We start from the raw sequence: 13,723 nt of genomic DNA on the forward strand, positions 1-13,723 counted from the left end.
AAAAAGCAACAATTTCGCTAAAGTTTTTACCCATTCGCATTCTCGGAAAAACCAAGGGGTTATTTCCCTTGAGCGCCCTCCATCAGGCCACAGCGCGTCGTGATTTTTTCTCACTCAGTTGCTTTTTTTTAGAATCGAGCCATTTGGGCAGCATATCCGCAGGCATGGGCCGGGAGAAATAATAGCCCTGGCCTATCGTGCAGCCGATTTCGGTCAATGTCCTGGCATCCGCTATCGTTTCCACGCCCTCCGCCACGATATCGACGCCCAGGGCCCGGCCCAGACCGACCAGAGCGACAACCAGCGCCTTATTCTTTGGCGAACCGCTCATACCGGTGACGAAACTGCGGTCGATCTTCAACCGGGTGATCTTCAGGCTGATCAAATAGGCCAGGGACGAATAGCCCATGCCGAAATCATCCACCGTCAGCTTGTAGCCGCTGTTTTCAAGCCGGGTCAGTTGTTCACCGGCGACCGCCGGATCCAGAATGGTTTCCTCGGTAATCTCCACTTCAAGGAGATTGCGATTGACGCCATAGGCAGCGGTCATCCGGTCGAGCATGACAGATACGTCATAGAGCGCAAATTCACGCGGTGAAACGTTCAAGGCAACAGCCGTATCCGGCATGCCAAGCTCTTTCAGCCTGTTGAGCAGCCGGCAGATATTTTCCGTCACGAAACCAGTCAGCGCCTCACACATCTGCATGGCCTGGGCGGCGTTGACAATTTCAGGCGGAGCAATCGCCCCGAACTCCGGATGAAACCAGCGGACCAGGGCCTCGAAGCCAACAATCTTGCCGGTGGCAAGATTGATCTGCGGCTGAAACCAGGTCTCGAGCGAAGAATCACGAAGCGCCGCTGGCAGATCCTGCTCGATACGGCGCTGGCGATCGATGCGCTGTTTGATCTGATGATCGAATTCCCGCAATTGCCTGCGACCGTCCTGCTTGGCATCCGACAAAGCCATGCTGGCGCAGGTAAACAGACCGTCGCCATCTTCCGCATGGTCGGGAAAAAACGCAATCCCGGCGCTCAGACCGGGCGTGACCTGGGTGCCATGCACGATAATCGGAATCATCGACGCGGCGATCACGGTCTCAGCCAGCGCCCGGCAATCCTGGCGTACATCGCCGCTCCGCAACAGGATGGCAAACTCATCGCCGCTGATCCGGGCTGTGACGGCATCAGCGCCAGCGGCATTTTTCAACCTTTGCCCCAGGATCGCCAGGAACTGGTCTCCGCCGCGATGGCCAAAAGCATCGTTGAGCAGCTTGAACCGGTCGACATTGACCAATAACAGGCCAATTTCCCGGTTTCCAACTTTGGCGGCGGCGATTTCCCCTGCGAGCCGTCCATTGAAATAGATCCTGTTGAACAGCCCCGTCACGGGATCGCCGTTGGCCAAGACTTCCAGCCGCAAATTCTTGTGCTGAATATCTTCATTGGCAATGGTCAGCGATTGAGTCGCGGCCTGGCTCCTCAGTTTGGCCATTTCGCTATCCAGAAAGGTCCTGTCTGCCTTCAACAGCAGATGAGACATGAAAATGGCCAATACCATGAAATTAAACGTGGAGATGGTCGCAATGATGCCGCCGTGAATCGCGAAATTCCACAATATCGCTAAAATCATCGGAATACAGTAGCTGAAGGCGACCTGACTGGTGCCGGCCTGGCGGAACATGGCTGTCGCCACCAGACCACCGACAACCACCAGAATAGACGCATTGCGGCCCAGCAAGTCCATATCGACCACCGCTATCGGCAGCAGAGCCCAGACAGCCCCTTGCACCAAGGCCGTGATGCACATCAGCCGAAGCACGTCATCCGGATTGGACAAGGCATATTGACGGTGCTGCAGATGGCGCGACAACAGGAAGCGGAATAGGGTTGCGGCAGCCAGCGCCATCATCCAACCGATAACGACGCTCACGTCATTCACCTCGGCCAGAAGTAGAATGGACGTGGATAGCCCAGCCATCACATTGTAAACTGCCGCCGCTCCACTGCCACGCAATGCCATGGACGCCCGAGCCTTATGGGCAGACGACAATAAAAATGCTTTTTGATCCGCAGTTTCTGAAAACAAGACTATCTCATTCTTCAAACTAGGCGCAATAATTGTTTTTTTCAGGAGCCTGCCGCTAAGATTGCGCTTTTCCGGTAAGAAATAATGAACAATGCAGTTAAAAATCGCACAACGCCTTATGATTAAGCATCGCTAAAAAAGATACGCGAAATATGCATGCTGTGGATGCACGAAGGTTCACTTTAGCCTTCTCACACTACTGCATAATTTTCACCTTAAACAGCAACCGATTTAATGTGATTACGCAACAGGAAAATACAAACGAGGGGAGATGGTCGAGCATGATGCAACGAAACGATCAAATTGATTATATCGAATTCAACGTGCGCGACATTTCGGCCTCAAAACAATTCTACGCCACGGCCTTTCGCTGGTCCTTTACCGATTACGGACCGGATTATACCGAATTTAGCGATGGCCGGCTGAAAGGTGGATTGACCACGACCGCTCCGGTTTCAGCGACCGGCGGGCCGCTGGTCATCCTGTTTGCCAATGATCTGGAAAAGGCCGTGAGCAGCGTTGAAAGCGCCGGCGGCACGATCATCCGCCCGATCTTTTCCTTTCCCGGCGGTCGGCGGTTCCACTTCCGCGACCTGGATGGCTATGAGCTGGCGGTCTGGTCGGACAGTCTCTAGCAACGGGCATAAAGCTGAAACTCGGCTGATGCTGCACCTGGCCAGCCTTCGTCCAACCAGGTTTAAGACAAACGAATACCAAGGTCACTGAAAATGGCAGTTGGTATTCCCATTGCATATATCTCAAGCGGTGCAAGCATCTGAGATATCTGCAATGCATTCAAGGCGAGGATGCGTGAGCACCTTCGCCTTGGTATAAAGTGAGCCGCCGGAACGGTTGCGCCCCGGCAGCTCTTCTCACTCGCCGCCGCCGAGTGAGTGGACATAGACAGTCAGTTCCTTGACCGTCGTATCGCCTAGACGCGCTGACCATCCCGGCATGACGCCATGCTTGGGATGAGCCACCTGCTGGATGATCTCCTGCTCGCCTTTGACCTTCAGCCAAATGGCATCGCCGAGATTGGGCGCACCGAGATCGCGATTGCCCTCGGCCTTTTCACCGTGGCAGGCAACGCAATTGTCCATGAACACCTGCTTTCCGGGCGCAACCAATGCGTCGTTGGACGGCTTGCCCGTCAGGCTGACGACATAGGCGGAGACCTGGCGGATTTCCTCGGGCTTCAGGATATCGGCAAAGGCCGGCATTTCCGACGTCCGGGTTTCCGGATCGCTCGTGTAGCGAATACCGTGTTGCAGCGTGGTGTAGATGGCATCCACACTGCCGCCCCACAGCCAGTCATCGTCGTTCAGGTTTGGATAGCCGGGGCCGCCAGCCGCACCAGACCCATGACAGGGGGTGCAATTGACCTTGAAGGCCGCAGCACCGCCAGCGGTGGCGAATTCGGTCAGATCCTTGTCGGCCAGGATATCCTTGATCGGCAGGGCCGCGATTTTGTCGGTGAACACCGATTGCGCCGCCTTGGCCTCTGCAAGCTCGGCGGTGACTGCGGCACGGTTGGTATAACCGAACAGGCCCTTGGTATTGGTGGAGAGCATCGGCCAGGCCGGATAGACCACCGTATAGCCAATCGCCCAGACGATAGTGGCGTAGAAGGTATAGACCCACCAGCGCGGCATAGGATTGTTCAGCTCGCGGATGCCGTCCCATTCATGGCCCGTGGTTTCGACACCGCTGATTTCATCAATGTGTTTGTCAGACATGATCAGTCCTCCCGCAAGGGGATAGAGGCAGCATCTTCCGCCCGCTCTTTGGCGCCCGGACGAAAGACGAAGAGAATGGCGCCCGCGAAGAACAGCAGCATGGCGAGCATGCCCCAGCTGTCAGCGAAATGGCGCATGGCCGTATAGATTTCGGTTCCTTCCATTACGCCCTCCTCAACGGTAGCCGGTTGCGTCGTCATATTTGGTGAAGTCCACCAAAGTGCCGATCATTTGCAGGTAGGCGATCAGCGCGTCCATTTCGGACAGGACCGCCGGGTTGCCGTCGAAATCGCCGACTTTCGCCTTGGGATAGCGGGCCAGCAATGCCGTGGTATCGGCATTCGGGTCTGCCTGGGCGGCCAGATCGGCCTTGGCATTGTCGATCATGTCCTGAGTATAGGGCACGCCGACTTCGCTGTTGACCTTCAGGTCCATGGAGACATTGGTGATCTTCAGCGGCGTCTCTTTCAGGAACGCATATTTCGGCATGATCGATTCCGGCACGACCGAGCGTGGATCGCTCAGGTGCTGGACATGCCAGTCATTCGAGTAGCGATCCCCGACACGGGCCAGATCTGGCCCGGTGCGCTTGGAACCCCATTGGAACGGATGGTCGTACATCGATTCCGCCGCCAGGGAGTAATGGCCGTAACGTTCCACTTCGTCACGGAACGGACGGATCATCTGGCTATGGCAGAGGTAACAGCCTTCGCGGATGTAGATGTCGCGACCGGCCAGCTCGAGCGGCGAGTAGGGCCGCATGCCCTCCACCTTTTCGATGGTGTTTTGCAGGTAGAACAGCGGCGCGATTTCAACGATACCGCCCACCGCAACCACCAGCAGCGAACCCAAAAGCAGCAGGCTGGCATTTTTTTCGATGATCTTATGTTTATCGAGAATGGACATGGTGCCCTCCTTACTCCGCCGGTTGCAGGACAGGCGCCATGGCCGAACCTGCAAGAGGCGCCTCGTTGCGCTGGTGGCCGAGAATGGTCATGGCGATATTCCAGGCCATGACCAGGCTGCCCGCGAGATAGAGCCCGCCGCCAACGGCGCGCATGACATAGTATGGGAACATGGCCTTGACGGTTTCCGCGAAGGAATAGACCAGGAAGCCCTGCGCATCGTATTCGCGCCACATCAGGCCCTGCTGAATACCGGCCACCCAGAGCACGGCGGCATAGACGACGATACCGAGCGTGGCGAGCCAGAAGTGCCAGTTGACCATCCGCATCGAATAGAGGCGGTCACGGTGCCAGAGCTTGGGCGTCAGGTAGTAGATCGCGCCGAAGGTGATCATGCCGACCCAGCCGAGAGCGCCGGAGTGAACGTGACCGATGGTCCATTCGGTATAGTGGCTAAGCGAATTGACCGTCTTGATCGACATCATCGGGCCTTCGAAGGTCGACATGCCGTAGAAGGCAATGGCCATCACCATCATCCGGATGATCGGATCGGTACGGATCTTGTCCCAGGCGCCCGAAAGCGTCATCAATCCGTTGATCATCCCGCCCCAGGACGGCATCCACAGCATGATCGAGAACACCATGCCCAGCGTCTGCGCCCAATCGGGCAGCGCGGTATAATGCAGGTGATGCGGACCGGCCCAGATATACATGAAGATCAGCGCCCAGAAGTGGATGATCGACAGCCGGTAGGAATAGACCGGGCGACCGGCCTGCTTGGGCACGAAATAGTACATCATGCCGAGGAAGCCCGCCGTCAGGAAGAAGCCGACGGCATTATGTCCGTACCACCACTGCGTCAGCGCATCCTGCACACCGGAGAAGGCCGAATAGCTCTTGACGCCGAGGAAGGAGACCGGAATCGCCAGGTTATTGACGATATGCAGCATGGCGATGGTGACGATGAAGGCCAGGTAGAACCAGTTGGCCACATAGATATGCGGCTCCTTGCGGGTCAGGATCGTGCCGAGGAAGGCAATGAGATACCCCACCCAGACAACCGTCAGCCAAAGATCGACATACCATTCAGGTTCCGCATATTCACGGCCCTGGGTGATCCCAAGCAGATAGCCGGTGGCAGCCATGACGATGAAGAAGTTATAGCCCCAGAACACGAACCAGCCGAGCGTGCCGCCGAACAACCGGCTGCGACACGTGCGCTGCACCACATAAAACGACGTAATGATCAGGGCATTGCCGCCAAAGGCAAAAATCACGGCCGAGGTGTGCAATGGCCGCAGCCGCCCGAAATTCAGCCAGGGGCCGAAATTCAGATCAGGGAAGGCCAGTTGCAGGGCGATGACCAGCCCGACAAGAAAGCCGATCACACCCCAGAACACCGTGGCGATGACGCCATAGCGGATGACCTCGTCGAAATATTCCGACTTGGGTTGCGCCGCAGCCCGGCTGGAGACCCCAGCCGCCGCCGGTGCAAACCGGATATGGCGCAGCATGACGACCGTGCCGCCCAGCAATACGAAAAAGGCCACCCACATATGGGCGGCAAACAGGCTGTCATAGGCGAAACCCGCCCCGAGCAGCGCGGCAAAGGCCAGAATGGCCAAAACCATGGTTTCGAAAGTATAATTCATTGTTGGCATCCCCCAACGGCTTTGTGTCGGCACGGCCCCTCCTTAAGGGAAGGGTTCCGCCCTGATTTGTGGTTTGCGCAGTCGCTCCATGAAAAAAGCCATTCCGTTTCCGGGACGTTTTTCTGACAGCGCCAGAGTATTTCCAGCAAAAGTACGTAAAAACAGCGAGATAGAGCGTCTTTCATTTCGAGGAGTTCAGTATTGCTCACCACGCCATGCCGCCTGCCGGATGGATAGACTTCTGCGTCGAGTCTCTGTTTGACATTCCGCAGCCTCTGCAACCTTGATTCAAATCAAGGCAGCCCATGCAAAGGCCGCGATATATGAAGGACGGCAATGGCATTGTGTCGCAGGCATCGGATATCCGATGCGGAGACATTGCGAACCGGCAGTTGCGGCGAAACACCGGAGGGCCTGAAAGGGTCTTTGGCGTTTCCCAAGTGACCCTTTCAATGCGCGTTGCGCATCCTGATCGGGAAACGGTCTTCAAGGCGGGATTTTTCGCGCCCTTGCACGATGCCGCATTGCCAAGTTCAGAGCCCGGCGCTGCGACCGACACCCATGGCTCTTTGAAAATGGCCCTGGCATTTCATTTCCGGACATCTCAAGCCTTTGATGCATTTGAGATATTCGACATTCGTGCAGGCCGGAGATGTGGCTCACACCTTCGCGCTTGTCAGTAACGCCCTACGCATGTGCCGGGCCGGCAAAAGAAGGAGATGCGGAATGCAGAGCAGTTTGGACAAGACGGGTTTTCCGAAGACCAGAGACGCTCGGCCCCTTGCTTTGCCGCCATGTGAGACCAGTCTGGAATGGCTGCAACATGCCCATGGGGAGCAAATGGCGCTATGCGCCGAGCTGGAAGAGATCGCCGATTCGCTGCCGAACAATATCAACCGGCAGAAATGCATCTACGCGGCCAAGGCGCTGACCCCGCTGATCAAGGGCGTCCACCACTATGAGGAAAGCATCCTGTTTCCCTGGCTCGAAACATCGACACGCAGCAGCATCGGCATCCACGAAACGCTGAACCGATTGCGCTTCGAACATTGCGAAGACGAGTGTTTTGCCGAGGAACTGACGGATGCCTTGCTCAAACTCGGCGGCGGTCGTGAAGTCAATATGGAGGCCGTGGGCTATATGCTGCGTGGCTTCTTTGAAGGGCTGCGACGCCATATCGCCTTCGAGAGAGAACATATCCTCTGCCAGATCGGTGAAGCCCAGCTATCCTGACGGCTAAGCTTTCGCCGTTGATCACAACGCTGACGGCGCGGCACTCTTTGGTCAATAAAAACCCGTCACTCCATGAACTGCCCCCGGAAAGGTTGATGTCCAACTTCCGGGGGCAGTTCATGGAGTGACGGGATCAGACTGCTGACAAAGCCCGCATTTATCCTCAACGTCGTGCTCGGCCTTGTGCCGAGCATCTAAGCACAGCAATTTAATCCAATAACGTCAATGGCTTATTGATCGGCAGCAGGCACTCGGGGCAAGCCCGAGGGTGACGAAATGCAGAGATCGGGGTTTATCAATAAACCGAAGCCGTCACCCTTGCGGTGACGGCTTTTTGGTTTGAGCCTAAACGATCAGGCCTTGATTGATCTCAAGTCTCGATTTCAGGCGCCGACGGATCTCAGGCGCTTCTCATCGCGCCCGCCCTTCATCCGCTCGGCCAGAAGGAAGGCCAATTCCAGCGCCTGGTCCGCATTGAGACGCGGGTCGCAATGCGTATGATAGCGATCCTGCAAATCCTCAGCGGAAACAGCCCGTGCGCCGCCGGTGCATTCGGTGACGTCGTTGCCGGTCATCTCGATATGGATACCGCCCGGATGCGAGCCTTCGGCGCGGTGGATCTGGAAGAAGCTTTCCACTTCCGACAGGACACGGTCGAAAGGCCGGGTCTTGTAGTGGTTGAGCGTGATGGTGTTGCCATGCATCGGATCGCAGGACCATACGACCTTGCGCCCTTCCCGCTCGACTGCGCGGATCAGGCGCGGCAGATGGTCGGCAACCTTGTCGTGGCCAAAACGGCAGATCAGCGTCAAACGACCTGCTTCATTCTGCGGATTGAGAATGTCGATCAGGTTGAGAAGATCGTCCGCCTGAAGCGACGGTCCGCATTTGAGACCCAGCGGATTCTTGATGCCGCGGCAATATTCGATATGGGCATGATCGGCCTGACGGGTACGGTCGCCAATCCAGATCATGTGGCCTGATGTGGCGTAATGATCGCCAGATGTCGAATCGACGCGGGTCAGCGCCTCTTCATAGCCGAGAAGCAGCGCTTCATGGCTGGTGAAGAAATCGGTTTCGCGCAGGCTGGCATTGGTTTCCGCCGTGATGCCGACTGCCTTCATGAAATCCATGGTCTCGGAAATCCGGTCGGCCAGCTTGCGGTAACGCTCGGCCTGCGGGCTGTCCTTGACGAAGCCCAGCATCCATTGATGAACGTTTTCGAGATTGGCATAGCCACCCATGGCGAAAGCGCGCAGCAGGTTCAGCGTCGCGGCTGACTGGCGATAGGCCATCAACTGACGATGCGGATCGGGAACACGAGACGCTTCGGTGAAATCGATGCCATTGATGATATCGCCGCGGTAGCTCGGCAACTCGACATCGCCCTGACGCTCGAAATCCGACGAGCGCGGCTTGGCGAACTGGCCAGCGATGCGGCCGACCTTGACGACCGGAAGCTGGGCGCCAAAGGTCAGTACGACGGCCATCTGCAGGAAGGCGCGGAAGAAGTCGCGGATCGTGTCGGCGCCGTGTTCGGCAAAGCTTTCGGCACAATCGCCGCCCTGAAGCAGGAAGCCGTTGCCATCAGCCACATTGGCAAGCGCCTTTTTCAACCGGCGCGCTTCACCAGCAAAGACCAGCGGCGGATAAGTGGCCAGCTTTTTCTCTGCTGCGGCCAATGCGGCCTGATCCGGATAGGCCGGAGCCTGCTTGATCGGCTTCTGCCTCCAACTTGTCGGGGTCCAATTCTGCGCCATCGTCTTCACCTAAACAAAACGCGGCCATGCCTGCGGGCCGCTCGGATTGGCGGCTTATAAACGCTTAATGGAAGCTTGAAAAGCAATACCTTGCTGTCAAATTGGCCTTCCATAGGTGAAAACCACTCTGGAAGGATTTTGGACAACAGGGAAGCAGTAACTGCCTCCCTGTATATTGAAGGGGAGCGGTGGTTTTCACAGTCTGTTCAAGAATTGCTGTTGGCGTGGCGAAAATGGTGGTTTCGAGAACCGGAGCGGAGCGTACTTAGCGTACGTGAGCACCGGAAGCGCAGAAATTGCCTTTTGCAGCCCGCCAGCGGCTATTCTTGGATAGGCTGTCAGACCCGCTCGCCGTTCCTGATCCGATAGCTCGGGTTATACATGGTGACCAGTTCCTCCGACGCGGTCGGATGCACGGCCATGGTGCGATCAAAATCGTCCTTGGTGCAGCCGGCCTTGAGGGTAATTCCGAGCAATTGCGCCATTTCGCCGGCGTCATGGCCAAGAATATGCGCGCCAACCACTTTTCGGTCAGCCGCATTGACGATCAGTTTCATGATCACTTTCTCGGTGCGGCCCGATAGCGTCGCCTTCATCGGGCGGAACTCAGCCTTGTAGACCTCGATCTCCGCGAACTTGCGGGCCGCCTCCTCCTCGGTCATGCCGACCGTGCCGATTTCCGGCTGCGAAAAGACCGCCGTGGCGATCAGGTCGTGATCCGGCGAGGTCGGATTGTTCTTGTATTCCGTCTCGATGAAACACATGGCCTCATGGATTGCCACCGGCGTCAGTTGCACCCGGTCCGTCACGTCACCCAGTGCAAAAATACCCGGCACGTTGGTGCGTGAATATTGATCGACGATGATGGCGCCGCGCTCATTGACAGCGACGCCCGCCGTCTCGAGACCAAGGCCCTTGGTATAGGGATCGCGGCCCAAAGCCAGCATGACCGTTTCAGTGGAAATCACCCCATTGTTTCGGGTACGGACGGAAAGACCGCCTGCGGCCATCTTCTCGACTTCCTCCATCACATCCGTGCAGAGAATACGAATACCCTTGGCTTCCATGGCCTGGTGTAGGCCACGGCGGATATCCTGGTCGAAGCGCGACAGGATTTCCTTGCCACGATAGATCAGCGTCGTATCGACACCGAGACCATGGAAGATATTGGCGAATTCCACAGCGATATAACCGCCACCGGCAATCACGATGGAGCGAGGCAGCGCCTCCAGATGGAAGGCTTCATTGGAGGTGATGCACAGTTCATGCCCCGGCAAGGAGGCATGTGCATTGGCAGAGCCGCCGACCGCAATGATGATCCGCTCGGCGGTCACTTCGCGTCCGCTCGCCAGCAGACGGACGCGGTTGGGGCCGGTCAGTTCCGCCCGGCTCTCAATCAGTTCCGCACCGGCGCTGTTGAGGCCCTTTCTGTACAGGCCTTCCAGACGTTCGATTTCCTGGTCCTTGGCGGCGATCAGCTTTTTCCAGTCGAATCGGCTTTCGCCCACCGTCCAGCCAAATCCCGCCGCATCTTCGAAATGCTCGTGAAACTGCGATGCATAAACGAACAGCTTTTTCGGCACGCAGCCCCTGATGACGCAGGTGCCACCAAACCGGTATTCCTCGGCAATCGCCACCCGCTTGCCCATGGATGCCGCAAGCCGGGCGCTACGCACACCGCCGGAGCCGCCGCCGATGACGAACAGATCATAATCGAATGATGACATGGAAAACTCCCGCAAGACGGACGGCCAAAGCGTCCCTCGAAAATTTCAGTGGATCGACCGGACTGCAAAAGAAGGATGACCGCTGACAAAAACCGCTACGATATCCATCCCCTATGGCATCCCTATATGGGGATAGATGAGACCGACGACAAACAGCCTGTCGACCGGATCATTTCTGACCGGCCTGACGATAAAGCCCGGAACCAGGTCCGGGCTTTTCTTTGATCGGTGTTCTCAGATCAAGGCTTGGGGGCAGGTGCTGGAGCAGCAGGCGCCGGAGCCGGATCGGAAGCAGGCATCTGCGCCTTCAGCTGTGCACCGGCCACCTTGACCAGCGCATCATTGGTGTTCTTTTCCAGGTCACGCGCCACACCGGCGGCCCAGATATCGGCGGACTTGCCGAGCTCACGATTGGCGACCGGCTGGTCCTTGATCAGCTTCTTGCCAGCCGGGCTGGAGAAGAAAGCCGCAATCTGCTTCAGCTCTTCCTGGGTGAACGCCTTGGCATAAACCGTTGCCGCTTCCTTTTCGAGATCACCACGGCGTGCAGCCAGCGCGATAGCCTGCTGGTCGACCGTCTTGTCGATCTGGTCTTCAAGGTTAGGATAAGCCTGGATGAGCTGTGCCTTCAACCGAGCGGCAACATTCGGCAGGATATTGTCGAATACATTGGTGACGCCCAGCGCAGTGATAGCCTGACGGGCGGTATCGATCTGCGCATCCGTCACATCCTGCGCGCGAGCGGCCGGACCAGCCAGAAGCGAAGCTGCGATAACCACACCGGCAACCATGTGACCGAGATTAAGGCGACCGAGACCCTGATATTTGCTCATAAAACTCATGCTCCTGTTTGTGTCCCCAGCGCTCGCCTCCAACGGCAGCGCGCTGAATTGTCATATTGGTATTATCGATGCGCATGGCCTCAGCATAAACGTGCTCCAGACCATGGCCATCAGGCTATCAAGCCGCGTCAATCACGCCACAGGCTCGATCACCCGCGCACCATCAGAGCCAGCCACCACGGCCAGCGATGCCATGCCGATGAACAGACCGTGCTCCACCACCCCGGGTATAGCATGCAATGCCTGAGAAAGGGCCACTGCATCAGGAATGCGGCCAAAAGAAGCATCGAGAATATAATGCCCGCCATCCGTCATAAACAGATCGTCGCCAGACATGCGCAGGCCAATCGTCCCCGACAGGCCCAGTTTGGCGGCGGCCTTTTCGATGGAGATCCGGGTTGCAATGCCACCAAATCCATTGATCTCGATGGGCAGCGGATAAGCGCCCAGCGTCTCCACCAGCTTTGTTTCGTCGGCAATGACGATCACCCGCGACGACGCAGCAGCGACGATCTTTTCGCGCAGCAGCGCTCCACCGCCGCCCTTGATCAGGGTCAGGTGACGATCAAGCTCATCGGCGCCATCGATGGTCAGGTCCAGTTCCGGCAATTCATCGAGCGACATCAGCGGCACGCCCAGTTCCAGGCAAAGCCTTGCGGTGCGCTCCGACGTTGGCACGCCTTGAACCTTGAAACCGTCGGCGACCTTTTCAGCCAGCAACCGCACGAACTCCTCGGCGGTCGAACCGGTACCGATGCCGAGCCGCATCCCATTTTCGACATAAGACAAAGCCAGTTCTGCGGCTTTGATCTTCATTTGACGAACGTCCATGCTGCCCGCAACTCCTCTTGCAACACTCGGCCAAGGCCTTTCGAAACTGCCGGTCAATGCAGCAAACCTTGCTGGTTTGCCAAGCATTCCGCAGAAAGTTCTCGCTGTTTACACGGGTCGCAAGCCAAACGAAAGCCCCTTTCGACGCCTTCCAAACTTGCATTTCGCCCTGAAAAACCTTAGCCCTGCCCGCCGAAACCCAAGGTTTTAAGTGCAATCCATGGAAAGTTAGCCCGTGTCCCCAGCAATTAACGCCGCCCCCGCCACAGTCGTCTTCGACCTGGATGGAACCCTTGTCGATACGGCAGAGGACCTCGTGGCCAGCCTCAACCATACCATTGCCGCTGCCGATCTCGCGCCGCTGGAGGCCGATGACCTCAACCATCTGGTCGGACACGGTGCGCGGGTGATGATCGAGCGGGCCTTCAGCCTGCGCGGCAGGCCGATTTCCGAGGTTGAATTCCAGCCCCTGCTTGAACGGTTCATCGACCATTACAAGGACCATATGCCCGGCAAAAGCCAGCCCTATCCCGGCCTGCTGGACGCCCTGGAACGGCTCGACACGGCGGGCCACCGGCTGGCGGTCTGCACCAACAAGATGGAGGGCCTCGCCCGGCCACTGCTCGAAGGTTTAAACCTGACGGCGCGGTTCACGGCCATTACCGGCGGCGATACATTCGATGTGCGCAAGCCCGATGCCGGCCATCTGCTCGGCACCATCGCCAAGGCTGGCGGCGACCCGCGCCGGGCTATCATGGTCGGCGATAGCCGCAACGATATTCTGGTGGCGCGCAATGCCGGTATCCCCTCCATTGCCGTGCCTTTCGGCTATTCGGACGTACCGGTCGCCGACCTCGGACCCGATGTGATCATCACGCATTTCAATGAATTGACCTTGGAACTGGTCGACAGGCTTCTCAACAAGGCCAACTGAAATCCCAAAACATAAAA

Annotated in this window: 13 protein-coding genes; 4 read left to right on the forward strand and 9 right to left on the reverse strand. The window is 57.4% G+C overall.

All coding sequences use genetic code 11. The features are described from left to right. Positions 1–82 precede the first annotated feature (82 nt). Positions 83–2,020, reverse strand: a complete 1,938-nt coding sequence (locus V6582_RS20210; RefSeq protein ID WP_156634048.1) for a putative bifunctional diguanylate cyclase/phosphodiesterase — start codon at positions 2,018–2,020, stop codon at positions 83–85. A gap of 347 nt (positions 2,021–2,367) precedes the next feature. Between V6582_RS20210 and V6582_RS20215 the strand changes: the two genes are divergently transcribed. Then, positions 2,368–2,721 carry a VOC family protein gene (locus V6582_RS20215; protein WP_156634050.1) on the forward strand — a complete coding sequence of 118 codons (354 nt, stop codon included), beginning with the start codon at positions 2,368–2,370 and terminating at the stop codon, positions 2,719–2,721. 237 nt (positions 2,722–2,958) lie between these two features. On the opposite strand, the gene ccoP is transcribed toward V6582_RS20215, so the two are convergent. The 4 genes from ccoP to ccoN are packed head-to-tail and all read right to left on the reverse strand — an operon-like array spanning position 2,959 to position 6,379. After that, positions 2,959–3,822 carry a cytochrome-c oxidase, cbb3-type subunit III gene (gene ccoP / locus V6582_RS20220; RefSeq protein ID WP_156634052.1) on the reverse strand — a complete coding sequence of 288 codons (864 nt, stop codon included), beginning with the start codon at positions 3,820–3,822 and terminating at the stop codon, positions 2,959–2,961. 2 nt (positions 3,823–3,824) lie between these two features. Beyond that, the gene (locus V6582_RS20225) at positions 3,825–3,986 is read right to left on the reverse strand and encodes a cbb3-type cytochrome c oxidase subunit 3 (RefSeq protein WP_049777167.1); all 162 of its coding nucleotides are present in this window, start codon (positions 3,984–3,986) and stop codon (positions 3,825–3,827) included. 10 nt (positions 3,987–3,996) lie between these two features. Next, a complete protein-coding gene (gene ccoO, locus V6582_RS20230) occupies positions 3,997–4,728 on the reverse strand; it encodes a cytochrome-c oxidase, cbb3-type subunit II (protein ID WP_070164610.1) in 732 nt (243 codons plus the stop codon). Positions 4,729–4,738: 10 nt separating this feature from the next. Continuing rightward, entirely contained in the window at positions 4,739–6,379 is a 1,641-nt protein-coding gene (ccoN, locus tag V6582_RS20235) for a cytochrome-c oxidase, cbb3-type subunit I (RefSeq protein WP_156634054.1), read from the reverse strand. 323 nt (positions 6,380–6,702) lie between these two features. Here ccoN and V6582_RS20240 point away from each other — a divergent pair, with 323 nt between their 5' ends. Together V6582_RS20240 and V6582_RS20245 are read left to right on the forward strand one after the other, a co-directional pair. Further along, positions 6,703–7,062, forward strand: coding sequence for a hypothetical protein (locus tag V6582_RS20240; protein WP_156634057.1), 360 nt, complete (start codon positions 6,703–6,705; stop codon positions 7,060–7,062). Between the two features lie 43 nt (positions 7,063–7,105). Next, on the forward strand, positions 7,106–7,612 hold the full coding sequence (locus V6582_RS20245) for a hemerythrin domain-containing protein (protein ID WP_156634058.1): 507 nt from the start codon (positions 7,106–7,108) through the stop codon (positions 7,610–7,612). A gap of 383 nt (positions 7,613–7,995) precedes the next feature. On the opposite strand, the gene V6582_RS20250 is transcribed toward V6582_RS20245, so the two are convergent. The 4 genes from V6582_RS20250 to rpiA form a co-directional block, all read right to left on the reverse strand. Next, a complete protein-coding gene (locus V6582_RS20250; protein WP_156634060.1) occupies positions 7,996–9,372 on the reverse strand; it encodes a class II 3-deoxy-7-phosphoheptulonate synthase in 1,377 nt (458 codons plus the stop codon). A 338-nt stretch (positions 9,373–9,710) separates the two neighbouring features. Beyond that, positions 9,711–11,099: a glutathione-disulfide reductase gene (gene gor / locus V6582_RS20255; RefSeq protein ID WP_156634063.1), complete on the reverse strand. Its 1,389-nt coding sequence runs from the start codon at positions 11,097–11,099 to the stop codon at positions 9,711–9,713. Between the two features lie 239 nt (positions 11,100–11,338). After that, positions 11,339–11,932: a DUF2059 domain-containing protein gene (locus tag V6582_RS20260; protein ID WP_156634065.1), complete on the reverse strand. Its 594-nt coding sequence runs from the start codon at positions 11,930–11,932 to the stop codon at positions 11,339–11,341. 141 nt (positions 11,933–12,073) lie between these two features. Next, entirely contained in the window at positions 12,074–12,772 is a 699-nt protein-coding gene (gene rpiA, locus V6582_RS20265) for a ribose-5-phosphate isomerase RpiA (protein ID WP_156634067.1), read from the reverse strand. A 235-nt stretch (positions 12,773–13,007) separates the two neighbouring features. Between rpiA and V6582_RS20270 the strand changes: the two genes are divergently transcribed. After that, on the forward strand, positions 13,008–13,706 hold the full coding sequence (locus V6582_RS20270) for an HAD family hydrolase (protein WP_337739373.1): 699 nt from the start codon (positions 13,008–13,010) through the stop codon (positions 13,704–13,706). The last annotated feature ends 17 nt before the right edge of the window (positions 13,707–13,723 follow it).

Origin of the sequence: Agrobacterium vitis, assembly GCF_037039395.1 — a bacterium.
Taxonomy (GTDB): domain Bacteria; phylum Pseudomonadota; class Alphaproteobacteria; order Rhizobiales; family Rhizobiaceae; genus Allorhizobium; species Allorhizobium vitis_E.